Source organism: Pseudoalteromonas sp. Z9A5 (assembly GCF_011378875.1).
In the GTDB taxonomy this organism is placed as follows: Bacteria; Pseudomonadota; Gammaproteobacteria; order Enterobacterales; family Alteromonadaceae; genus Pseudoalteromonas.
Map to the genome: position 1 here is coordinate 77,690 of NZ_WTLC01000018.1, position 24,161 is coordinate 101,850.

The window sequence follows — 24,161 nt, forward strand, 5'->3', positions numbered from 1 at the left end:
AGCAAAATTTTGCTACATTAGCGTTATAGATTTAAACATTAAAAGGTTATTAACATGTCAGCACCAAAAATTATCGCCCTAGCAGGCAGCCTTCGCCAAGAAAGCTTTAATCAAAAAATCATTAATGAAGCAGCACGTTTTGCTCTGCAAACAGGTGCTGAAGTAGAAATAATAAAACTAAACGAATTAAACATTCCATTATTTAACGAAGACATAGAAGCACAAGGCACACCAAGCGACGTACAGCTTTTAAAAGACAAACTACGTGCAGCCGACGGTATTTTACTGGCAAGCCCAGAGTATAACGGCTCAATTACCGCTGCACTTAAAAATGCTATTGATTGGGCGTCACGAACAGAGCAAGGCGCAGTCCCTGCTTTTCGTAACAAAGTGGTGGCGTTGTTTGCAGCATCACCAGGTGGACTTGGCGGGTTACGTGGCTTAAATCACGTACGCGATATATTAAGTGGTATTGGGTCGTTAGTGCTTGCGGATCAACTTGCTGTACCCGCTGTGCACACATTGTTTGACGAAAATGGGCAAATTAACGAACCGGTTACTGCAGAGCGAGTATCTGCGCTTGCTCATCAGTTAGTCAGTGTTGCAAGCAAACTAAAATAATCTGCGCGCTCACCTAAATAAATAATTACTTTGTCGCTGCTATTTTTGCGGCGATAAAGTCTGTATGTGTTACATACAAAAGCCCTGCAACTTTACGTATAACATATTCTTCTTGCGGGTCTATTTCACCATCGGCATACGCTAAGCGCCATAATAGCTCTATAATTTCGATACGTTGCTCAGCGCTGCAATGTTCGTTAATTTGTTTCGAAAACTGAAAATAGTCAATCGCACCATCTAAGCTACTCTCTGCATTACCTGTTAGCTCTTCAACTTCAATATTTGTTAAATTAAAGTACTTTTTTAAGGTTACAGTCAGGGTTTTCTCTTCATTATGTTCAAGTTTTTTATCAGCACGCATTACTTCTATTAATAATGCAGCAACCGCAGTCTTAAAATCATGCGGTTCTATCGTTGGTTGCTGATCATCGAATACAGCAAAAAGCTGTTTTATTTGTTTGAACATCACATAATTCCTGGTTGGGTGTTAGACTAAACTTAATGAAATTGAACTTATATCAACTATTAATGGGTATAAATTTTACAAATTAAAGGATAAATTTTTATGAAAGGATTAAATACACCAAGCTTAATTATTAGCACTGCATTGGTGACCCTTTTAAGCTCAAATACTGCATTTGCTGAAAAAGCCGAAACAGAAAAGCTCTATGATTTTGATAATAAAGTACATTACTATCAAACTAAATTAGGTGACAATAATTACAAACTAGAAATTCAGTCTGATGATTACAAGCACTTCACTAATCAAAGTGTATTTTTATTGCGCCACGCTGATCGTTTATGCCGTGGACAAGCTTTTATGCTTAAAGTGCTTGAAGGCGTGCAAGAGTATGAACGTTTTCCAACCAAACCACGCGCCTATCAACCAGATCTAAATGTTTTACTGCAATGTGAAACAAAAGCCGAAGCTAAAGCTGATGCAAAAAAGACTAAGTAGCACTAGTCTTTATAACCCCAAGGTGCTGATGGTGGAGTAATTGGTTTGGTTAAATCAAAATCCACTTTAAACTCACGCCCTTGGCGAATTAACCGATAAGTAAACACATCGGGATAAATATACATTTGCCACGTGTTTCCAACAGACTGTGCAATCCCTTGCTCTACAAATAACTCTTTAGAGTACTGATCGGCAGGAAACGACTGCATTTGAGCAAACCCAGCATCAAGAGTATGACCACCATACATAGTTGATATGTCGTTAGTGCCATCTTTATGACGATGATCGTGCTTTAAGCTCAAGCCGCTGCCCGTTTTAGTAATAATCCACGTACGTGATGCATCATCACCAACATGAAACGGAACTTGTAACTCAGTGTCGGTACATTTACGTACATGCATAACCAGCTTTTTATCTGCAAATGAGCTTACTCCTTTTGCGTTATCTACTGCTACTTTACCCTCAAAGGCTTTACCACAGTGTTGTGCAATACTATTAAAAAATGCATCGTGAGTAGGAATAGACACCAAAGGTGCTGGTCGTGCAAATACTGCTGATGAGGCAAGTAATAAAGTTGTTGCTGTTAATAATTTCATAAGTCACTCGTTATAATAATTTTTAATACCATAGCGGCTTAAATTAGCTATGGGAAATAACTGCGATAAGCTGTTTTTCTGCTCTGTTTTTCATTAAAGTTAAAAGTGAATGATGAAAATCTTGAAATATCACCTCACCCCATAGTCGTGAATAAACCCCAAAATTAGTATTATCTTGTACTGTGGTTTTTAATGTTAAAAGGGTATTACCGCTGTCGTCTTCACTTAATTGATAACCACCATAAAGTGGAGAAAAGTATTCACCACCAAGTTTAACGTGTTTGTCTAATGCACCATCAGGAATTAAATCTGGATTTATTTCAAACTTATAAAGCATTTTTTTGTTTGGTTGCCAATCAGTAATTACCTCTTTAAATACAACCCCTTGTTGCCATTTACTTGTACGAACAGCGCCAACACCGCTTGCATTCATACTTGCCTCTAATGGTTTAGGTACACCTATAAACTGGGTTAACGAAAAAGGAATTTCTTGCGGATCTATATAACTCACATTAGCAAGTTGTTGCCATACAACATCAACGGGGGCGTTAATTGTAATTGAATTTGTTACTTCGTACGTTTTTGATAAATGTAAAAAATTAAGCTCAATTGGCGATAAAGCCAAAGGCAGTAAAGCAACCGATAATAGTGTCGCATTTGATTTACGCGTTGTTCTTTTACGAATAAACCCAGCAAGTACGCCACCTACACTTGAGAAAAACATAAACGCAGGTAATGCCATTGCTACGCAAATACTACCCTCTAACAGAGTAACAATACTTACTAATAAAAATATAAAAATAGGCTGCCATGCTTTCACAATTATCTGGCGATAAGTTAAATTAGGCGTCTCATTGTATTCAAAATGGATTCGAATATAGCCAATGGCAACCGGCACTAAAAACATAAATGAAATTGTAACTAAGCCGCCAAAATTTAACGCTTCACTAAATTCAATAAAAATCCGCATTGATATTCCATAGAGAACACCTAAAAAAATACCAATCGCTTTTGGGGAGATAGAGTCCATTATCTGCTCTTTATTATTTCAATTGCTCAAAAAATAACATTTATGTAATTTCATCACAATAAAAACACCACGACTCAGTTACTTAAATATAAAACTTATAAAAAATCGAGTTAAGTGACTAAAAATGTCCATAAGTACCTTATTAGACTAAAGGATGACTATTAATAAACATGCTAGTTATAGTCTATATAATCATTATTAAATAATATCCAAACTCACGAAAAAACCATAAGGCACTGATTAAAATAGTAAAATAACCAACCAAATCATTTTATTACTTTTCACCTACCTATAAATCATTTATTAAACCAAGGTATACAAGACCTTTTGCCTATTCTACATTTACTAAAAGCTGATCTACTCTACTTGCTCAATATTCATTGCTTTAAGAAAAAGCTGTATTTTAATTTTGAGTAGCAACAATGTTGCAGGGGAAAATATGAAAACTACGCCGCAAGATGGCACTCCATCTGAAGCCGAGCAAGTAACGGATGCTCAAACTGCATCCGGTAGCTACGAAAGCCTTCACAAACCCAGCTCCGAGTTTAATAGCCGCGACGAGTACCTTGAACACGAACTGCAAATTATGCAGCCTAAGCGCTGGCGTCCTAATTTACCGTTTAGAGACTACAGATTTGAATTTGAAGACACCATTCCAGCAATGGCGGGCACAATTGGTAAAGTCGTTATGGTGGGTGCTATTGCGGCAACATTTGCAGCGCCTCTTGGTTTAAGCGATGCATTTGTTTTAGAAAACGTGCGCTACGAATTACTCATTGTTTCTATTTTTATCATCTTGTTTTCGGGCTTTATTTTACCAACAGCCAACTTAGCCGGTACTCATGGTCCACTTATTCCACTAATCCCTATTGTTGTTGCTGCTGGCGGTCACCCTATGGCGTTTGGTTTACTCATTGGTGCCTTTGGTTTTATTCTGGCCATAACCAAAGGAGGAAGTATGCTCGCGCGCCTAACCAGTAAAGGTGTGTGTGGCGGGTTGCTCATTTATTTAGGGTTTATTGGTACTATTTCGCAAGTTAAAAAGCTGTTTGCTTGGGCAGAAGCCATTGATATGGCACACATTGCATTTATTGTTATTTTAGCCACCATTTTATTGTATGCGCTATTAGAGCACTTTAAAAAGCGTTGGTTGGCCGTACCGTTAAGCTGCCTTATTGGTGGTGTAGTTGCCTTTGCCTTAGGTGCGCCGTTTGAATTTCATACAGCACCAGGTTTACCAAATATGAACCCTGCATACTGGTGGGGTGATAACACGGGTTGGATGCTAGGTTTACCAACACTTGAAAGCTTTGTTGTGGTACTCCCATTTGCAGTGCTCGCCGTTGCCATGTGGTCACCGGATTTTTTAGGTCATCAAGTATTTCAAAAAATAAGCTATCCGCAACGCACCGAAAAAGTACAAATGGATATCGACGATACCATGCTAAGTGCATCGGTTAGACAAACATTTGGCTCACTTGCCGGTGGTGCTAACTTTGCCTCCTCTTGGGGGACTTATATTGTGCCTGCCGCTATTGCTAAGCGCCCTATCCCTGCTGGCGCTATTTTAACAGCATTATTTTGTATTATTGCTGGTTTATGGGGTTACCCTATGGATTTAGCGATTTGGCAGCCTGTATTGTGTGTAGCGCTTATTGTTGGGGTGTTTATCCCGCTACTTGAAGCTGGCATGGAAATGACGCGCGAAGGTAAAACGACGCAATCAGCCGCTATTGTGGTATTTGCTTCGACCTTAGTTAATCCTGCTTTTGGTTGGTCACTTACTATGTTACTTGATAACTTAGGGCTGATTGGCTGTAAAGAGCGCAGTGCTGAGCTAACTAAAATGAGCCGCTGGGTGATTCCACTTATTATGTTTGTGTTACTTACCACTGTAATGGCAATTGTAGGTATGTTACCTGGTATACCGGCGTTAATGGCTGACTTTAGGCATTAACCTTTAGCTACCACATCTAATATTTACCCACAAAAAAGCACGGCAATTGCCGTGCTTTTTAATACGTGATTCTTAATTACAGGTTAAGAAATTACTGCCAAGAACGCTCAGTAGCCAGTTGCTTTTCAAACGCATCTATTTGTGAGTTTAGCGTTTCGGTTACACCAATAAAGTCTAAACCACTTAACAAACGCTCTTTTACCTCTTTACTAATATCAAAACTAATTGGTGCAAACTTACTGCTGGTTAGTGTTTGATTTTCAAGATCGATTTCAATGTTAATATCGTCGTGCTGCTCGCTAAGTACAAACAATTGCTCAAGCGTATCGGCAGGTAATGCAATGGCTAGCATTTGGTTGTTACCACAGTTATTAAAGAAAATATCTGCAAAGCTTTCAGCCAAAATTACTTCAAAACCATATTGCTTAAGCGCCCATGGAGCGTGCTCACGAGATGAGCCACAACCAAAGTTATCGCGCGTTAATAATATTTTTGCACCTTGGTAACAAGGGCGATTTAAAATAAAGTCAGGGTTTGGCTCGTCGTTATCTAGGTAGCGCCAATCATAAAATAATGCAGCATCAAAACCTTCACGGCTAGTTGATGTTAAAAACTGCTTAGGAATAATTTGGTCAGTATCAACATTGTTTTTATCAAGTGGGGCCATTAAGCCACTAAAAAATACGCTCATTAGGCTTCTCCTCTAATATCAACAAAGTGACCATGTATTGCAGCGGCTGCAGCCATTGCGGGGCTAACTAAATGGGTACGCCCGCCACGACCTTGGCGACCCTCAAAGTTACGGTTAGACGTAGATGCACAACGCTTGCCTGCTTCTAGGCGGTCATCATTCATCGCTAAACACATAGAACAACCTGGTTCGCGCCATTCAAAGCCAGCGGCTTTAAAAATATCGGCTAAACCTTCGTCTTCAGCTTGTTTTTTAACTAAACCAGAACCCGGTACAATTAATGCTTCTATGCCGGCTACAACATGTTTGCCTTCAACAATTTTTGCAGCTGCGCGTAAATCTTCAATGCGGCTATTTGTACATGAGCCAATAAATACCGTGTCTACTTTTGCGCTTGATAATTTATCGCCCGCTTTTAAGTCCATGTATTTAAGTGCGCTGCGAATAGCATCGGCTTTAATTAAATCTGGCTCTTTATCTGGATCAGGTATGCACTCATCAACACCAATTACTTGCTCTGGGCTTGTGCCCCAAGTAATTTGTGGCTGAATGTCGTCGGCATTTAGCTCAACAACTAAATCAAAGTGTGCGCCTTCATCTGTTTTTAATGTTTCCCAATATTCAACGGCTGCATCAAAATCTGCGCCTTTTGGTGCAAACGGACGACCTTTTAAGTAATCATAAGTAATTTGGTCAGAAGCAATTAAACCCGCTTTTGCACCCATTTCTATGCTCATATTACATAGCGTCATACGGGCTTCCATTGAAAGCGCTTCAATGCCTGCACCACAAAACTCAGCTACATAACCTGTGCCACCAGCGGTACCTAACTTGCCAATTACCGCCATAATTAAATCTTTAGCCGTAACCGTTGGACGCAATACACCATTAATTTGAATTTTTAACGATTTCGCCTTTTTTTGCTGTAGCGTTTGCGTTGCTAATACGTGCTCAACCTCAGAAGTACCAATACCATGCGCTAATGCGCCAAACGCACCATGCGTAGAAGTATGGCTATCGCCACATACAATGGTTGTGCCTGGCAAAGTAATACCTTGCTCTGGGCCCATTACGTGCACAATGCCTTGGTTAATTGAGTTTAAATCGTAAAGTACAATACCAAACTCTTTACAGTTTTTATCAAGCGCCATTAATTGGTTTTTAGATACTTCGCTTGCGGCATCTAATGAGCGGCTTTTAGTCGATACGTTATGATCCATCGTTGCAAAAGTTTTTTCTGGGCAACGTACAGTACGGTTTTTTTCACGTAGACCTGCAAAGGCCTGCGGAGAAGTAACTTCATGCACTAAATGGCGGTCAATATAAAGTAAGTCGGTTTGCTCGTTTATGCTGGCAACGGTATGTGCTTGCCAAATTTTTTCGTATAACGTTTGGGCCACTTGCTAATTCCCTAATCTGTTTGAGTTGCAGCATAACGGTGCTGCAACTTTAATATGTTATTAAATGCGTGAAACGATGGCTGCTGCCACATCGCTTGTGCTGTAACCTGCATGTGGATATATATCTGGTGTGCCAACGCCTGCTTCTACGGCTTCTGCTACTGCCTTTTCAATTGTGCGAGCAGCTTCGTCTTGCCCTAACGAGTAACGTAGCATTAATGCGGCACTTAAAATTTGTGCTATTGGGTTTGCAACGCCTTTACCTGCAATATCTGGTGCTGAACCGCCTGCTGGCTCGTACAACCCAAAGCCCGATTGATTCAAGCTTGCCGATGGTAATAAGCCCATTGAGCCTGTGATCATGGCGCACTCATCTGACAAAATATCACCAAATAAGTTATCGCAAAGTAGTACGTCAAACTGGCTAGGCTGTTTAACTAACTGCATAGCGGCGTTATCTACATAAATGTAATCTAGGCTTACTTCTGGGTAGTCTTTACTAACTTCGGTTACTACTTCGCGCCATAATACGCTTGATGCTAATACATTGGCTTTATCTACCGACGTTACGTGGTTACTACGTAGTTTTGCCGCTTCAAAAGCAAAGCGTGCAATACGTTCAATTTCTTTTCGTGAGTATGTTTGCGTATCAAATGCAAACTCTTCTGCGCCTTCACCACTGCGGCCTTTTTCACCAAAATAAATGCCGCCAGTTAGTTCGCGCACGCACAAAATATCAAAACCTTTTTCACTAATATCAGCGCGAAGTGGCGACGCTGCACTTAATGCAGGTAATAACTGTGCAGGGCGTAAATTACAAAACAAACCAAAGTGCTTACGAAGCGGCAATAACGATGCACGCTCAGGCTGCTCGTTTGGTGGTAAGTTTTCCCATTTAGGACCGCCTACCGAACCAAATAAAATAGCGTCTGAGTTTTCACATGCAGTAAGTGTACTCTCTGGTAATGCTTTACCAAATTCGTCAATGGCTGCGCCGCCAATTGCATAATGTTCGCGGTTTAGGGTAAAACCAAACTTATTGCTCACAGCATCAAGTACTTGCTCTGCTGCTGCCATTACTTCTGGACCAATACCGTCGCCAGCTAACACTGCAACGCTGTAGTTTGTTTTACTCATCCTGCTTTCCTTTGTTGTTTTAAATCAGACACTTTTTGTGCACGATAAATTAAGTTATAAACACGGATCATGGCGCGTACCGACGCTTCAACCACATCCGCTGCAATGCCCGCACCGTGGTAAGGTCGACCATCGTATTTAGCTATAATATTTACTTGGCCTAATGAGCTTGCACCTTGACCTGTCGCTTCTAAGTTATATTCAATCATTTCAACGCTCATACCGGTTAAGCGCTCAATGGCTGCAAACGAGGCTTCTACTGGACCATTACCTGTCGCGGCCTCTTGTTTAGCTTCGCCATCAATTCGCATTCCAATCGTAGAACTTGCTACCGATTGTGAGTTAGAGGCTGAGTTAACAAATTCTAATTGGTATTTTTCGTCTTTGTCGTTAATTTGATTAAAGTAAATCATCGCCTCAAGGTCGTAATCGTATACTGTGCCTTTTTGGTCAGCCAATTCGATAAAGCTTTTATATAAGCCATCCATATCGTAATCAGATTTTTGATAGCCTAACTCTTCTAAGCGATGCTCAATAACATGACGACCCGAACGCGAAGTCATATTTAATTGGTTGCTTGGCACACCAACGCTTTCTGGCGACATAATCTCATAAGTATTTTGCGCTTTTAATACACCGTCTTGGTGAATGCCAGAACTATGTGCAAAGGCGTTTTCGCCAACAATTGCTTTATTTGGCTGTACTGGCATATTACAAATTTTAGCCACCTGGCGAGATGCGCGGTAAATTTCTTCACTTTTAATATCGGTATATACTTTTAAGTGGTCGTGGCGCATTTTCATGATCATCGCCACTTCTTCAAGCGAGCAGTTACCAGCACGCTCACCAATGCCATTAATAGTACACTCAATTTGACGTGCTCCGGCTTGCACTGCAGCTACTGAGTTTGCTACTGCTAGGCCTAAATCGTTATGGCAATGCACACTTAAGCGCGCTTTATCAATATTTGGCACGTTATTCATTAAATGGCGGATCATCGCGGCGTATTCGTCTGGCGTTACAAAACCAACGGTGTCTGGCAAGTTAATAGTTGAAGCTCCGGCATTAATTGCCTGCTCAACAATTTTACATAAATCCCAATGCGGCGTACGACCGGCATCTTCACACGAAAATTCAACATCATCAGTATAGTTACGTGCCAATTTAATTGATTTAACAGCCATTGCCGTTGCATCGTCTAAGCTCATACGTAATTTATGTTCAAGGTGCAAAGGGCTTGTAGCAATAAAAGTATGAATACGGCTTTGCTGAGCTGTGCGAAGTGCTTCGCCACAGGCTTCAATGTCTTTAGCAACTGAGCGTGCCAAACCACAAATAATCGGGCCTTTTACTTCGGTTGCAATACGTTGCACCGAGCGAAAATCAACAGGGCTCGAAACCGGAAAACCCACTTCCATCACATCCACATTCAAGCGGCTAATTGTATGTGCTAATTGAATTTTATCATCTTCAGTAAGGCTTGCTTTAAGCGCCTGTTCGCCATCACGTAAGGTGGTATCAAAAATCCATACTTTATCTTGCTCTTGCATAACTGCCCCTCATTCCTATGTTACCCAAATTTCAATTAATCCCAGCCGCGAGATAAAAAAAACCCCGCAATTGCGGGGTTTTTAGTGTTCAACTCGATGCAAACACACTAATCCCCGCTTACTTGCCATAGCAGTAAGAGGTTAAGTTTTAGTGTAATTAAACGAATAATATGCATCTTGTTTTCTTGTGTGTGTGTTCAGCGAAACCCATTTTTAACATTACAAAGCGCTGGGCGCAAGCATAAAAATTCCAATAAATAGATTTAAAAGCGATTCAAAAAGGTTTTATTATGCAAAATAGAAGTGGTTTATAGATTTTTTTTACAGCATACATCAATGAAATGTTTAAATTAATAAGCACTGTAAAGCACAGTGCTTATATTAGCTTTTTGCTATTATTTTAAACTATATCTCTTTAGTGCTTTCTCTTACGTAATGCGACGCACCACGCGTAATGTAACGCAGTTGCCAAATAACACGTTCAACAAGTTCATCGCGCTGCTGCCCTTCTATATCAAGCGCTTCGGCGCCAGCATTAAATACGAGCGTCACCATGGCCTCTGACTGAATATATGCATGCATAGCGTTGCACTTAGTTTCACTCTCTAAATAATGGGCAAGCTCTAAAATAAAATGTTTAATTTCTCGAGCTACAGCAGCCCTAAATGCTTTAGAGGTACCAGAGCGTTCTCGCAATAACAATCTAAATTGGTTGCTTGAATTATCAATAAACTCCATAAAAGTAACCACTGAGGTATTTATAACACTACCGCCATCATTTGCTATTCGTCTGCGTGCTTGGCGCATAAGTTGACGAAGGGTTAAACCCGCTTCATCTACCATGGTTAAACCAAGCTCATTCATGTCTTTAAAATGACGATAAAATGAAGTTGGAGCAATACCTGCTTCTCGCGCCACTTCCCGTAGGCTTAAATTCGAAAAACTATGATCTGCGCTTAGCTGATTAAATGCCGCTTGAATTAACGCCTGTCGTGTTTTTTGTTTCTGTTGCGCTCTAACACCCGACATCAACAGCTCCCTGAATAATTTTATGTGAATATTTAGTGATTTTAACTCAATTCCCCAGTCTAATACTTGACGACGAGAGTTTGAAATACTATTTTAGCTTACAGTTGTACGCTGAGATTGAGACTTATGAATAAACCACCGATTATTTGGACAAACGTCCTATTTTTTAGCCTTACCTTTTTGGCGGCTATTACACTTGCTCCTTGGTATGGCATTAGCTACGGATTTACCAGCGCACATTGGATTGCTTTTGTAGGCTGCATGTTTTATGCGGGCCTATCTATTACTGCTGGTTACCATCGACTATGGGCACACAAAACTTATAATGCACACCCAGCAGTTGAATTTATTTTTGCGCTTGGCGGTGCTTTTGCACTGCAAAACAGTGCGCTGCATTGGAGTAGCGATCACCGTATACACCATGGCCAAGTTGACGACCCAATAAAAGACCCTTACGCCGCCACTAACGGTTTTTGGTACAGCCATATTGGCTGGATGTTACGTGACTACCAAGGCGATAGCTATAACGACTATACTAATTGTCGTGATTTACAACGAAATAAAATCGTTATGTGGCAACACAAGCACTACTTAAAGCTTGCTATTGCTATGAACGTAGGCTTGCCGCTTGCACTTGGTTTATTAGTTGGTGATGTGTGGGGTATGTTAATTCTTGCAGGTTTACTACGTTTAGTACTGAGCCAACATTTTACCTTTTTTATTAATTCGGTTGCACATATTTGGGGTTCTCGCCCATACACCGAAAAAAATACGGCACGCGATAACGGCTTTTTAGCGTTATTTACGTACGGCGAGGGTTATCATAACTTTCACCATATTTTTGCAAGTGACTACCGTAACGGCATTAAATGGTTTCATTACGACCCAACTAAATGGATGATCCGCTCTTTAGCTGCTGTTGGTTTAGCCAATAAATTAAAGCGCACACCTGTTGAACGTATCGAAAAAGCAAAGGCCGAAACGCTAATGAGTAGGACGCAAACGCGCCTTGCAAAATTGCCTTTAGCGCAAGATAAGCTTACATTATTACAACAAGAGTACGATTTACTGCTGAAAAAACTGCAAAATTACTGTTCATTACAAAAACAAGTGTTAGAAGTTAAAAAAAATAACATGGCAAAGCAGTGCGAACAGTCGGCATTAATGACACAATATCACGAGCTGGAAGCCGCTTGGGAAAATCAAAAACAAGCATGGCTAGCACTTAATGCGAGGTTATTAAAAGCCTCTTTTAATTAATTTAGGAGTGGCAGTGGCCAAACAACCAGAACAAAAAAAAGTACCCGTGACATACCAATACGACGCAATTATTATTGGCACGGGTCCTGGCGGTGAAGGTACCGCCATGAACCTTTCAAAAAATGATAAAAAAGTAGCCGTTATTGAACGCCAAGAAGCCGTTGGTGGTGGTTGTGTTCATTGGGGAACTATTCCTTCAAAAGCACTTCGTCATTCTGTTAGTCGCTATATCGAATATAAAGCAAACCCTTTGTTTAATATTGGCGAGCGTCCTAGCCGTTTAACATTCCCTGATATTTTACGTCATGCTAGTTCGGTTATTTCTAAGCAATCTAATTTACGTAGTAGCTTTTACGATCGTAACCGTATTCATATGTTTCAAGGTGATGCGAGCTTTGTCGATAAGCATACGATTGAAATCAAAAGAAATGATGGTTCAACCGAGCGACTTACCGCTAAAACAATAGTAATAGCAACAGGATCACGCCCTTACCGACCGCCAGAAGTTGATTTTACGCATTCACGTATTTACGAAAGCGATACAATTTTAGGTCTTAAGCACGACCCTCACCGCGTACTTATATACGGTGCTGGTGTAATTGGTTGTGAGTATGCTTCTATATTTAAAGGCCTAGGCGCTAAGGTTGATTTAGTTAATACACGCGACCGCCTGCTTGCTTTTATGGATGCTGAAATATCTGATGCACTTAGCTATCACTTTTGGAACAGCGGTATTGTTATCCGTCATAACGAAGAGTTTGATCGAATCGAAACACGTGACGACTGCGTTATTATGCATTTAAAATCAGGCAAACGCGTAAAAGCTGACTGTATTTTATTTGCTAATGGTCGTACTGGTAATACAGATACACTAAACCTTGAAGCCATTGGTTTAAAAGCCGATAGCCGTGGCCAATTAAAAGTTAACGAAACATACCAAACAGAAATCGATAACGTTTACGCTGTAGGTGATGTTATTGGCTACCCAAGCCTTGCAAGTGCTGCGTTTGATCAGGGTCGTATAGCTGCTGATGCAATTGCATGTGGCAACTGTGACGACAGACTAATTGTTGATATTCCAGCCGGTATTTATACCATTCCAGAAATGAGCTCTGTAGGTAAAACAGAGCAAGAACTTACAGCCGCTAAAGTACCGTATGAAGTAGGTCGTGCTCAGTTTAAACACCTTGCACGCGCGCAAATTGCAGGAACTGAAGTAGGTAGTTTAAAAATACTATTTCACACCGAAACCAAAGAAGTACTTGGCGTGCATTGTTTTGGCGAGCGAGCGTCTGAAATTGTTCACATTGGTCAAGCCATTATGGAACAAAAAAATGGTGGCAATAATATCGACTACTTTGTAAATACCACATTTAACTACCCAACCATGGCTGAAGCCTACCGTGTTGCGGCATTAAATGGTTTAAATCGCTTATTTAAGTAGGTTATTAAGTAAGGTTTTTTAAAGCCCTTTATAAATAGATAACAAAAAGCCCGCTAATTAGCGGGCTTTTTACTTTTAAACAGTTGTACAAAGCTTGTTTAAATAGCTATTACTTATGGTACTTAGCACTTAGCTCATGTACTGCATTAATGAATACACCGGCATTTTCAGGGTCTACATCTGGTGTAATACCGTGGCCTAAGTTAAACACGTGGCCATTGCCCGTACCAAAATCTTCTAAAATAGTGCCTACTTCTTGGCGAATACGCTCTGGTGTACCATGTAACATAGATGGGTCCATATTACCTTGTAGAGCAACTTTATCACCAACACGGCGCTTAGCGTCGCTGATATTAATAGTCCAATCAAGACCGATTGCATCACAACCTGTTGCTGCAATAGCTTCAATCCATTGACCACCATTTTTAGTGAACAAAGTAACCGGTACTTTACGACCATCGTATTCACGAATTAAGCCATCAACAATTTTATGCATGTATTGCAGTGAAAATTCGTTGTAATCGCGCGGGCTTAATACACCACCCCATGAGTCAAATACCATTAGCGATTGTGCGCCAGCTTTAATTTGAGCATTTAAGTAATCGATTACTGAATCAGCTAACTTATCTAGTAATAAATGAAGTGTTTGCGGCTCTGCAAACGCCATTTTTTTAATTTTACCAAATACTTTACTGCTTCCGCCTTCAACCATATAAGTTGCTAGTGTCCACGGAGAACCCGAAAAACCAATTAATGGAACTTCACCTTTAAGCTCTCGACGAATAGTGCTTACTGCGTTCATTACGTAGCCAAGCTCATCGGTAGGGTCTAACTTTGGAATTTTTTTAACATCAGCTAGCGATGAAATTGGTCGTTCAAACTTAGGACCTTCGCCAGTTTCAAAGTAAAGACCTAAGCCCATAGCATCTGGAATCGTTAAAATATCACTAAATAAAATAGCAGCATCTAACGGGTAACGGCGTAATGGCTGTAGTGTTACTTCACACGCAAGCTCAGCATTTCGACACAGGCTCATAAAATCGCCCGCTTGTGCACGTGTAGCGCGGTATTCTGGTAAGTAGCGTCCTGCTTGGCGCATCATCCATACCGGAGTTACATCTACTGGCTGTTTTGCTAGTGCACGTAAATAACGGTCGTTCTTTAATTCGCTCATGGCGTAAATAATCCTAAGGCTTGTATAAATTGTACAAGATTATACCACCATATTCACCGCCCCTCTATTGCTTAGGGACGAAAACAACCTTACCTAGAGGCAGATCAATAAAATTTGAGGTTTTAATCTATTTTGGTTATAAAACAAGCAAACAAACCATAACATTTAAAACTTCTTGTTAATATGTTTGCAACATCACAAAAACCTTGTTATTGTTCATCCCGCGTTAACAAAAACAATAATAAAAATCTTAAAACAATAAAAATAATAGTTTTAAAATAATAACAATAAAAATCATCTCATAAAAATAAGAAAGCTTGTTATAACAAGTCACTGAAAGAAATTAGACCACCTTAATCGGTGGTTTTTTCTTGCCCGCAATAAACTTTTTAGTAATAAAAACTAAATAAATTACACCTCTTTTAGAACATCTATTTACTTGTTGATATACAGGCAAATTAAATATATCTTGATGTACATAAACTTATTATATTCTAATTGAAAGACCAACCCAGCTAGGAGAACAGTTATGCTGACGCGTGTAGAAAAAGCTCAACAAAAATGGGGTGGTAGCCACACTGTAATCGACAAATGGTTAAACGAACGCCAAGATCTCATTGTGCTTTTTTGTAAAATGGCAGGCTTTTCTCCATACGACAAGAAAGAACATGCTTTACCAGAGCCTGCGCAAATTGAATCTTTTTGCCAAATTTTAATGGATTATTTATCTGCAGGTCATTTTGAAATTTACGATGATATTGCCAAAGCTTGTGAAAATAAAGGTGTGCAAAGCCAAGCACTTGCCAACGACATTTACCCGCGCATATCAAACACTACAGATGTAGCTCTAGATTTTAATGATAAATATGCTGAAGTTAATAAAGATGATTTATTAAAAGATTTTGATAACGATTTATCTGTTATTGGCGAAGCATTAGAAGCACGCTTTGCATTGGAAGATGAGCTTATTGATAACTTATTTTCTAATCATACTGATTAATACATGCGCCATACACTTAGCCTAAATTATGGTTATGTGTAAAATGCATTAAAAAAGGGACCTTAGGTCCCTTTTTGCAAATATAGGCTAAATAAATTTTAGCTTATATTATAATTACTCTTCAGTAGCTGCGTCAGCATCAGCTTGAATTTCTAGTAATTCAACTTCAAATACAAGTGTTGAATTAGCTGGAATTTTACCTAAATCACGGTCACCGTAAGCAAGTTCAGAAGGAATAGTAAACTTGTACTTAGAGCCAACAGGCATAAGTTGTAAACCTTCAGTCCAACCAGCAATAACGCGGTTAAGAGGGAAAGTTGTAGGTTCATTACGTGCGTAAGAGCTATCAAACTCGGTACCATCTAGTAAAGTACCTTTGTAATGTACTTTAACTACATCAGTAGCTACTGGCTTTTCGCCATCGCTTTCGCTAAGTACTTCATACTGCAGACCAGACTCAGTTACTGTAACACCTTCTTTTTTAGCATTGTCAGCTAGGTATTTAACGCCCGCTTCTTTACTTTTTTCAGACTCTACTTTCGCTTTTTCTTCTTGCTTAGTACGTACTGTTGTATCTAGCGTTGTTAATAATTCACGAATTTTTTCTTCGTCAATTTGTGCTTTATCAGCAAGTGCATCTTCAAAACCACGGATTAAAAGCGCTTGATCAAGTTCAATACCAAGCTCAGATTTATCTGCTAGGTCTTTATTTAAAAAGTTACCTACAGATGCACCAATACCGTATGCTTGTTGCTGTTCAACAGTGTCTAATTTAACGTCTGCTTGTTCTTTTTTTGCTTCTTGATTACAAGCTGTAAGCGCTAAAACTGACGCTGCAATCAATGACAATCTAATCGTCTTTTTCATTTTAAATCTCCGACACACTTTGCAGTTGTCATTTAATGTATTATTACTAGTTAAAGATTAACTGCCTACATGATAGGCTGCTTGTTTAATAACTAAATTCTGCGTTGTTAGCTAAACTAAAAACATACCCAGTGCTTAGACAAACAACCTAGGCATTTAACGCGACCTAGTCTAACCTCTCAGTCACTAAGAGTTAAGGGGAAATACCTGTAATATGTCGATATTTCGTACTTTTTTAATCATATTTAGCTGTTTTTTAGCCACCGCCTGTACCGACAAAAAGCAACAGGCTGTAGCAAGCTACGAACATGCAGCAAAAGGTGCATTTTCGTCAGCACTATCAAACGATGGTAAATACAGTTTAATATCCTCTATCAACCATGGGGTCGCCCTGTGGGATAATCAACAGCAAGTGCTAAAATACCAGTGGTTTCAGCAACAAGATCAAGACAGTTTGGTATACGCTGTTGCCATTGCATTTGATAATAGCGTTGCCGTTACCGCCGAAAAAACCACCTTCGCCGTATGGGACATAATAACCGGAGCTAATAAGGGTTATTACAAAATACAAGAATCGAGTATTCGCGATATTGCTATTAGCGACCAAGGTCGTAGTGTTTTATACGGTCGCAGCGACGGCGTAGTTGTATTTGTAAACCTTGAAACAGGTAGACGAATACAATTTTTAGGTCATCAAGATAAAATAAATACCGTTGACCTATCTCCTAACGGACGCTTTGCTTTAAGTGGATCAAACGACTATGTCGCTTATTTTTGGGATACACGTACCGGACAAGTAATTCATCGTTTTAATCATCCTACTCGCGTTACCCAAGTTACACTTGACCCACAAGGTCGCTACGCATTTACGGCAGATAGTATGGCACAAGCAAATGTATGGAAGCTGACTACAGGTGATCTTGTAAGCAAACTGAAGTATATTGCGCGTCAGAAAATTTTTACTGCTGTGCGTTTTAACGAACAAGGCACTTTGCTTGCAACCGGCTCGCCAAATAAGCGCGTTGATTTGTGGCAAATACCAAGCGGTGAAAAAATTCAAACTTGGCAGGTTACCCCGCGCGAAGGCAGTAAGCCTAAATCGGCGGTGGTGCTAGATGTGACATTTACAGATAACGGTAAATCGTTGTTAACCGAAAGCTCCAGCGGTATCGCAGAGCGATTTATTATACGAGAGAATAATGAACACAATTGAACATCGCTTAATGGAACTTGAAGCCAAAGTGGCTTTTCAAGATGAGACGATTGAAGTCTTAAATGATGAAATAAAAGTGCACCAGCAACTTTTAGCGAAAATGAAACGCCAAACCGAGCTGCTAGCAGAGAAAATTAAAGAGTCGCAGTCATCATCGTCTATGATGTCTGAAGCACCTGAGCCGCCTCCGCCGCATTACTAAAACAAGTAAAAGTTAGGCAATAAAAAACCGGGTTAGTCGCCCGGTTTAAACACACCAATTACTTGTTCAAATTGACGAGTAGATGCCTGAACAGCGTTATCTGGTTGCGCCATTTTATGACCACACTCAACACACTCTACTTTTTCAACATCATGTTCTCTGTAAAGCATCATAGTATCCATGGCTTTGCAGTCAGGGCACGATGCACCAGCAATAAATCGCTTTTTTTTTCTCACAACATTTTTCCTGTGGTTTGAACTACCGCTATTTTATCGTATAACTTCACTTGTTGATACGCTTGATAAGAGCATTAAGTTCTATGGTATGATAACGCCAACTTAACAAGGGCACAGTAAAGTAACGCATTCATGATCCAAATATCAGAAATAGAACTACTTCGTGGCGGAAAAGCCTTATTAAAAAACGCATCAGCTACGTTATTCCCAGAGCACAAAGTAGGCCTTGTTGGCGCTAATGGCTGTGGAAAATCAACGTTATTTGGTTTATTAAAATCTGAATTGCAACTCGATGCCGGTAATTGCAACATTCCAAAAGATTGGTCTATTGCCTCAGTAAAGCAAGAAACCCCTGCCCTTGAAATAAGCGCAATTGATTATGTACTGCAAGGTCACCCAGAATACTACGCTATGCGAATAGCACTGCGTGAGGCCGAGCAAAATAACGACGGCGACACACAAGCCAAAGTACATATTCAGCTTGAAAACATTAAAGGCTACAGCATTGAATCAACCGCAGGTGAGCTATTACACGGCTTAGGCTTTGCTAATAACCTTATAGAAAACCCTGTAAGCTCGTTTTCGGGTGGTTGGCGTATGCGTTTAAACCTTGCCCAAGCATTGATACGCGACGCCGATTTACTACTTCTCGATGAGCCAACAAACCATCTTGATTTAGATGCCGTTTATTGGCTTGAACGCTTTTTACGCGCTTACACAGGCACCCTTGTACTTATATCGCATGACCGTGAGTTTTTAGATGCAGTGGTTGATCAAATTTGGCACGTAGATAAGCAACTTATTAATGTGTACAAAGGTAACTACTCGCAGTTTGAGCGCCAAAAAGCAGAGCGTTTACTACAACAACAAGCGATGTTTGATAAGCAACAAGATCAAATTGCACACCTTGAGCAATTTATAACGCGCTTTAAAGCAAAAGCCAGTAAAGCTAAACAAGCACAAAGCCGTGTAAAAGCGCTTGAACGCATGGAAAAACTAGCGCCGGCACATGCCGACTCCCCGTTTAACTTTGAGTTTGCAGATCCAAAAGCATTACCAAACCCACTAATGACAATAGATAAAGCCAAAGCGGGTTATGGTGACGTCACTATTTTAAATAATATAGAGCTAAACCTAGTACCAGGTAGCCGAATTGCTTTACTTGGCCGAAATGGCGCGGGTAAATCAACGTTAATTAAATTGCTTTCTGGTGATTTAGAGCCGCAAGCTGGCGAAGTTATTCAGCATCACGGATTAAATATTGGTTACTTTGCGCAGCATCAGCTTGAATCTCTTGATTTAAAAGCCAGTGCAATAACGCATATACAACGACTCGATCCAAAAGCTACTGAGCAATCACTACGTGACTTTTTAGGTGGTTTTGCCTTTATTGGCGATAAAGCACTTGAGCCTGTAGCCCCGTTTTCGGGCGGCGAAAAAGCACGTTTAGTACTTGCCATGTTGGTATATCAAAAACCAAATTTATTACTACTCGATGAGCCAACTAACCACCTTGATTTAGAAATGCGCCATGCACTTGTTATGGCACTGCAAGGTTTTGAAGGCGCTATGGTTACCGTATCGCATGATCGCCACATGCTTAAAAATACCGCCGATGAGTTTTACCTTGTAGATGACGGCAAAGTGACCCAGTTTGGCTACGACCTAGATGCATATTACCAATGGCTACTTAATGCGAATAAAGAAGCGGTTAAAGCGCAGCAAAACGACGAGCCTAAAGCAAACCCAGGTGTTAATCGTAAAGAGCAAAAGCGCTTAGAGGCTGAGTTTAGAAAAGCCATCCAGCCACTTAAAAAGCAAATTGAAAAGCTTGAAAAGCAACTCGATAAATTCACCGCCGAATTAAGTGAAGTTGAAGTGACCTTAGGTGATAACGAACTCTACAACGACGACAACAAAGCCAAGCTTAAAGAGTTATTAGCCAAGCAAGCAACCCTTACGCCTAAGCTTAACGACGTTGAAGAGGAGCTACTTATGGCACTTGAAGAAATGGAAGAAAAAGAGCAGGCATTCGCCGATGAACTTGCTCAATAGCGACCATTTTTGGCAGTTTGCGTGCACCTTGTACGCAAAGCCTGATCAACAAACAACCTTGCTGACACTACAAAACCAGCAAGGAAAAAACGTTAATTTATGCTTATTGCTACTTTATTTAGACTCATTAAATTTAAGTATTAATACCCAACAGCTAAATGAGTTAACGCAAGTAGTTAGTGAATTTGATACTCATGCATTACAACCTCTGCGCGCTGCTCGTAGCTATTTAAAAGCTAATCAGCATACAATAAGTGACTACGCCACAATACGCGCAGAGTTACTGAGCGCCGAGCTAAAGCTTGAAAAACAACAGCAACATATGTTGATTTCAGCAGTAAATAAGTTTGAATTGATCGAACATTCAGAACCGAATAATATTGAGCTATATGTGAAAGCCACTTAGGCTGTGAGTTTTTATACCCTCTTCCACTTCTTATTCTCTTTTCTTTGTGCAAAAAACCTTTAAGTGTTTTATTCACAAAGAGGTTAAAAGCGCTGAGATTTTAAAGAGGATACAAAAAATCATAGATTACGATCAATTCATTATTTAAAGCGCAAACTTCTCTGTGCTCTCAGTGGAAATAACTTATTAGCCCTTAAAACATGATCTAAATCAACTTAGCTTCGCTCCTACATCTGCTTAAGTAAATAACTTGATCTCGATCACGTTACATTCTGTAAACACCGCCTATGATTAACCCATCAGCAACGAGGGGAACAACTCATGAACGTATTCTTTAGAGACTTTTTTACAGACCCAGTTTTATTTATGTCTTTTGGATTTTTAACTATTGTTGTTTCTCTATGTATCTTTTTTGCTTTTTTCTTTCTTAAAAAGATACACGATGCAGAAGTTCCTGAATAAAATTAAGCACGACGCACAAAGCGCCTTATCTGTTACTGATTAGGCGCTTTTTATTCTTTTTGGTACACTAGCGATTCGTTTTTGCAAAGTGTGTAGTACAAACATGATCCCACAGTTTAAACCCGCATGGTGGATGACTAATCGTCACGTTCAAACCATAATGCCGCGTTTTTTCCGCCCATTTCATCATACTCGCTACGAACTTGAGCAGCTTGATACACCCGACGGTGATTTTATTGAGCTTGCCTGGTCACTTCCGCACAACGAAACGGCTCCACTTGCAATTGTACTTCATGGTCTTGAGGGCAATATTAATAGCTTTTATGCCAAAGGCATGATGAAAGCATTAAAAAAACAAGGTTATGCAGTCGTGCTTATGCACTTTAGAAACTGCTCAACCGAAGTTAATCGCCTACCACGTGCTTATCATAGTGGTGACACCGCCGATTTATCTTTTTTTATTAATCATCTAAAGCTGCAATATCCAAACAGACCTATGGTTGCCGTTGGCTTTTCTCTTGGCGGTAACGTACTTGCCAAATACTTAGGTGAACAAGCACAAGCATGCCCTTTAAACGCCGCTGCGGTGGTATCTGCTCCTTATGACTTGTCGTCATCAAGTGATGTAATACGCAAAAGCTTAGGTAAAATTTATCAAAAATACCTGCTCGATCGAATGAAAAAATCGATGCAACGTAAACTTCCACAAATTAAGCAGCAAATATCGATAACTACCGATCAATTAATGGAAATTGACGACTTGTTAGAGTTTGATAATCAGCTAACAGCTCCATTGCATGGTTTTGAAAATGCACATGACTATTATCGCCAAGCTAGCGCTATGCCATACTTAAAGCACATTGCTGTTCCTACATTAATTATTCACGCAAAAGATGACCCAATGCTTTCTATTAAAGCGGTGCCTAGTAGGCAAGATGTGAGCGAGCATGTTACGCTGCGCATCTCAGAAAAAGGCGGTCACGTTGGTTTCATTAGTGGAAAAAATCCGTTTAAGCCTATTTTTTGGTTAGAGAAAGCCGTACCCAGTTATTTTGGGGAACATGTTTTAAATAAAGCGAGTAAAAAGCAGTAATGATCATCCCTTTTGAACAACTCGATAAAGATACGCTATACAACTTAATAGAAAGCTATGTTTTACGTGAAGGCACTGACTACGGTGAAGTAGAGGCAAGCATTGAATCGAAAGTAAACCAAGTTAAGCTGCAGCTTAAAAATGGTGAAGCGATGGTGTTTTTCTCAGAATTACATGAGTCGGTAACCATTATTTCAAAAGGCGAATTTAAAGCTCTGCAAAGTGAAGAGCATCAAGCGCAGTCGTTTGATTAGTGCACAACACTTGTAACTTTTGAATTGAACGTACACAATGGCTTTTTACCCAAAGAGCCAAAACATGATAAAACTCAGCACTCTAGTGGTAGCCGTATCACTAGCATTAACTAGCCAAGCCCAAGCAGAACAAACAATAACAGCATCTGAAAAGGCAATTAAACTGGCTAAAGACACCATTTTAATTGATACCCATATTGACGTACCTTATCGAATTCATGAAAGCTGGGTTGATGTAACCAAAGCAACTAATGATGGCGATTTTGACTACCCTCGCGCAGTAAAAGGCGGCTTAAATGCCCCATTTATGTCGATTTATATTCCAGCGCATTTAGAATTTGAAGGTAAAGGAAAAAGCTACCAATTAGCTAATCAACTTATTGATAGTATGGAAGCTATTGTACAACGTGCCCCCGATAAATTTGCTATAGCAAGCTCAACTAAAGATATAGAAGAGCAATTTAAACAAGGTAAGCTGTCTATAGCTATGGGTATGGAAAATGGCTCTCCAATTGAAGGGGATATGAAAAACCTTCAGCATTTTTACGACCGTGGTATTCGTTACATAACACTCGCGCATTCACAAAGTAACCATATTTCTGACTCATCTTACGATATTCGCCGAAAATGGAAAGGCTTAAGCCCATTTGGTAAAAAGCTTGTCACTGAAATGAATAATGTTGGTATGCTAATCGATGTATCACACATCTCTGATGATGCGTTCTATCAAGTGATGGAGCTATCTAAAACTCCTGTTATCGCTTCACATTCATCACTTCGTAAGTACACACCAGGCTTTGAGCGTAATATGAACGACGACATGCTATTGGCACTTAAAGAAAATGGCGGCGTTATTCAAATCAACTTTGGTTCTAGCTTTGTTACTGCTAAAGCAGGCTCTTGGGGAAAACAGTTAAAAAGTAAAAAAGAAACAGTAAAAAAAGAAGGTACTAAACTAGCTAAAGATTTTGATGCAGCATACCGCGCTAAAAATCCATATCCATTTGCAAGTCTTGAACAAGTGCTTGATCATATTGATCACGTAGTTGAGCTGATTGGTATAGATTATGTAGGTATTGGCTCTGATTATGACGGAGTTGGCGACTCATTACCTATAGGCTTAAAAGATGTATCTAGCTACCCTAACCTTGTCCAAGGTTTAATGGATAGAGGCTATAGTGATAAAGATATTAAAAAAATCTTGAGTGGAAATACGCTAAGAGTATGGAAACAAGCTGAAGAGTACGCGAAAAAGCATTAAAGCGTGAAAGCTTTTAGCGATTAAAGGCTAGCTAAAACCTTAATAAAAAACACGCTCTAGAGCGTGTTTTTTTGTAGCTAAGTTCTTATACCAATCCGCAGTAATATTGAGGGGATTAAGTTGGCTTTTCTTCAGACATTAAAAAACCCGAGACTAAGCTCGGGTTTTTTGGTAAAAATTAGCTAGGCTAATAATTACGCTACGATAGTTGCTACAACACCAGCACCTACAGTACGACCACCTTCACGGATAGCAAAACGAAGAC

General features: G+C 39.9%; 24 protein-coding genes and 1 pseudogene. 13 read left to right on the forward strand and 12 right to left on the reverse strand.

Going from position 1 to position 24,161, the window contains the following annotated elements; genetic code table 11:
• Positions 1-54 precede the first annotated feature (54 nt).
• Entirely contained in the window at positions 55-621 is a 567-nt protein-coding gene (locus GQR56_RS11125; protein WP_024610317.1) for an NAD(P)H-dependent oxidoreductase, read from the forward strand.
• Between the two features lie 25 nt (positions 622-646).
• On the opposite strand, the gene GQR56_RS11130 is transcribed toward GQR56_RS11125, so the two are convergent.
• The gene (locus tag GQR56_RS11130; RefSeq protein ID WP_024610318.1) at positions 647-1,087 is read right to left on the reverse strand and encodes a TerB family tellurite resistance protein; all 441 of its coding nucleotides are present in this window, start codon (positions 1,085-1,087) and stop codon (positions 647-649) included.
• Positions 1,088-1,186: 99 nt separating this feature from the next.
• Here GQR56_RS11130 and GQR56_RS11135 point away from each other — a divergent pair, with 99 nt between their 5' ends.
• Positions 1,187-1,579, forward strand: a complete 393-nt coding sequence (locus GQR56_RS11135) for a hypothetical protein (protein WP_024610319.1) — start codon at positions 1,187-1,189, stop codon at positions 1,577-1,579.
• Between the two features lie 2 nt (positions 1,580-1,581).
• Here GQR56_RS11135 and GQR56_RS11140 read toward each other — a convergent pair whose 3' ends face one another.
• Complete coding sequence (locus tag GQR56_RS11140; protein WP_024610320.1) at positions 1,582-2,175, reverse strand: hypothetical protein; 594 nt, start codon at positions 2,173-2,175, stop codon at positions 1,582-1,584.
• Positions 2,176-2,218: 43 nt separating this feature from the next.
• Positions 2,219-3,205 (reverse strand): hypothetical protein, encoded by a 987-nt coding sequence (locus GQR56_RS11145; RefSeq protein ID WP_024610321.1) that lies wholly within the window; start codon positions 3,203-3,205, stop codon positions 2,219-2,221.
• Between the two features lie 439 nt (positions 3,206-3,644).
• On the opposite strand from GQR56_RS11145, the gene GQR56_RS11150 reads away from it, so the two are divergent.
• On the forward strand, positions 3,645-5,162 hold the full coding sequence (locus GQR56_RS11150; RefSeq protein WP_166111348.1) for a DUF3360 family protein: 1,518 nt from the start codon (positions 3,645-3,647) through the stop codon (positions 5,160-5,162).
• A 91-nt stretch (positions 5,163-5,253) separates the two neighbouring features.
• On the opposite strand, the gene leuD is transcribed toward GQR56_RS11150, so the two are convergent.
• From leuD to fabR, 5 genes are all read right to left on the reverse strand, one after another.
• Positions 5,254-5,853 (reverse strand): 3-isopropylmalate dehydratase small subunit, encoded by a 600-nt coding sequence (leuD, locus tag GQR56_RS11155; RefSeq protein ID WP_024610322.1) that lies wholly within the window; start codon positions 5,851-5,853, stop codon positions 5,254-5,256.
• The gene (leuC, locus tag GQR56_RS11160) at positions 5,853-7,253 is read right to left on the reverse strand and encodes a 3-isopropylmalate dehydratase large subunit (protein ID WP_007582204.1); all 1,401 of its coding nucleotides are present in this window, start codon (positions 7,251-7,253) and stop codon (positions 5,853-5,855) included. Before leuC ends, leuD begins: the two co-directional genes overlap by 1 nt.
• 60 nt (positions 7,254-7,313) lie before the next feature.
• Positions 7,314-8,390 (reverse strand): 3-isopropylmalate dehydrogenase, encoded by a 1,077-nt coding sequence (gene leuB / locus GQR56_RS11165; RefSeq protein WP_166111351.1) that lies wholly within the window; start codon positions 8,388-8,390, stop codon positions 7,314-7,316.
• Positions 8,387-9,940, reverse strand: a complete 1,554-nt coding sequence (leuA, locus tag GQR56_RS11170; RefSeq protein ID WP_166111354.1) for a 2-isopropylmalate synthase — start codon at positions 9,938-9,940, stop codon at positions 8,387-8,389. The genes leuB and leuA overlap by 4 nt, the downstream gene beginning before the upstream one ends.
• 405 nt (positions 9,941-10,345) lie before the next feature.
• Positions 10,346-10,969: an HTH-type transcriptional repressor FabR gene (gene fabR, locus GQR56_RS11175; protein WP_024609861.1), complete on the reverse strand. Its 624-nt coding sequence runs from the start codon at positions 10,967-10,969 to the stop codon at positions 10,346-10,348.
• Positions 10,970-11,095: 126 nt separating this feature from the next.
• Here fabR and GQR56_RS11180 point away from each other — a divergent pair, with 126 nt between their 5' ends.
• Together GQR56_RS11180 and sthA are read left to right on the forward strand one after the other, a co-directional pair.
• A complete protein-coding gene (locus tag GQR56_RS11180; RefSeq protein ID WP_166111358.1) occupies positions 11,096-12,229 on the forward strand; it encodes a fatty acid desaturase in 1,134 nt (377 codons plus the stop codon).
• 13 nt (positions 12,230-12,242) lie between these two features.
• Positions 12,243-13,673: a Si-specific NAD(P)(+) transhydrogenase gene (gene sthA, locus GQR56_RS11185; RefSeq protein WP_197112307.1), complete on the forward strand. Its 1,431-nt coding sequence runs from the start codon at positions 12,243-12,245 to the stop codon at positions 13,671-13,673.
• 109 nt (positions 13,674-13,782) lie between these two features.
• Here sthA and hemE read toward each other — a convergent pair whose 3' ends face one another.
• On the reverse strand, positions 13,783-14,847 hold the full coding sequence (gene hemE / locus GQR56_RS11190; protein WP_002961084.1) for a uroporphyrinogen decarboxylase: 1,065 nt from the start codon (positions 14,845-14,847) through the stop codon (positions 13,783-13,785).
• Positions 14,848-15,376: 529 nt separating this feature from the next.
• Here hemE and GQR56_RS11195 point away from each other — a divergent pair.
• Positions 15,377-15,847 carry an Rsd/AlgQ family anti-sigma factor gene (locus GQR56_RS11195; protein ID WP_024610837.1) on the forward strand — a complete coding sequence of 157 codons (471 nt, stop codon included), beginning with the start codon at positions 15,377-15,379 and terminating at the stop codon, positions 15,845-15,847.
• Positions 15,848-15,961: 114 nt separating this feature from the next.
• On the opposite strand, the gene fkpA is transcribed toward GQR56_RS11195, so the two are convergent.
• Complete coding sequence (gene fkpA / locus GQR56_RS11200) at positions 15,962-16,714, reverse strand: FKBP-type peptidyl-prolyl cis-trans isomerase (protein WP_024610836.1); 753 nt, start codon at positions 16,712-16,714, stop codon at positions 15,962-15,964.
• A 214-nt stretch (positions 16,715-16,928) separates the two neighbouring features.
• On the opposite strand from fkpA, the gene GQR56_RS11205 reads away from it, so the two are divergent.
• Positions 16,929-17,927: a hypothetical protein gene (locus GQR56_RS11205; RefSeq protein ID WP_024610835.1), complete on the forward strand. Its 999-nt coding sequence runs from the start codon at positions 16,929-16,931 to the stop codon at positions 17,925-17,927.
• Positions 17,914-18,129: a SlyX family protein gene (locus tag GQR56_RS11210; protein WP_007378900.1), complete on the forward strand. Its 216-nt coding sequence runs from the start codon at positions 17,914-17,916 to the stop codon at positions 18,127-18,129. Before GQR56_RS11205 ends, GQR56_RS11210 begins: the two co-directional genes overlap by 14 nt.
• Before the next feature lie 32 nt (positions 18,130-18,161).
• On the opposite strand, the gene GQR56_RS11215 is transcribed toward GQR56_RS11210, so the two are convergent.
• A complete protein-coding gene (locus GQR56_RS11215; RefSeq protein WP_024592140.1) occupies positions 18,162-18,365 on the reverse strand; it encodes a YheV family putative zinc ribbon protein in 204 nt (67 codons plus the stop codon).
• 132 nt (positions 18,366-18,497) lie between these two features.
• Between GQR56_RS11215 and GQR56_RS11220 the strand changes: the two genes are divergently transcribed.
• The 5 genes from GQR56_RS11220 to GQR56_RS11240 all read left to right on the forward strand — a co-directional run bounded on the left by GQR56_RS11220 (position 18,498) and on the right by GQR56_RS11240 (position 23,896).
• On the forward strand, positions 18,498-20,420 hold the full coding sequence (locus GQR56_RS11220; protein WP_166111361.1) for an ATP-binding cassette domain-containing protein: 1,923 nt from the start codon (positions 18,498-18,500) through the stop codon (positions 20,418-20,420).
• A complete protein-coding gene (locus GQR56_RS11225) occupies positions 20,404-20,826 on the forward strand; it encodes a TIGR02444 family protein (protein ID WP_166111365.1) in 423 nt (140 codons plus the stop codon). Before GQR56_RS11220 ends, GQR56_RS11225 begins: the two co-directional genes overlap by 17 nt.
• A gap of 565 nt (positions 20,827-21,391) precedes the next feature.
• The gene (locus tag GQR56_RS11230; RefSeq protein ID WP_166111368.1) at positions 21,392-22,381 is read left to right on the forward strand and encodes a hydrolase; all 990 of its coding nucleotides are present in this window, start codon (positions 21,392-21,394) and stop codon (positions 22,379-22,381) included.
• On the forward strand, positions 22,381-22,635 hold the full coding sequence (locus GQR56_RS11235) for a YheU family protein (protein WP_007378894.1): 255 nt from the start codon (positions 22,381-22,383) through the stop codon (positions 22,633-22,635). Before GQR56_RS11230 ends, GQR56_RS11235 begins: the two co-directional genes overlap by 1 nt.
• Before the next feature lie 64 nt (positions 22,636-22,699).
• Complete coding sequence (locus GQR56_RS11240; RefSeq protein ID WP_166111370.1) at positions 22,700-23,896, forward strand: dipeptidase; 1,197 nt, start codon at positions 22,700-22,702, stop codon at positions 23,894-23,896.
• 194 nt (positions 23,897-24,090) lie between these two features.
• Here GQR56_RS11240 and GQR56_RS11245 read toward each other — a convergent pair.
• Positions 24,091-24,161 (reverse strand): annotated as a pseudogene (locus tag GQR56_RS11245) (elongation factor Tu); the annotation flags it as partial.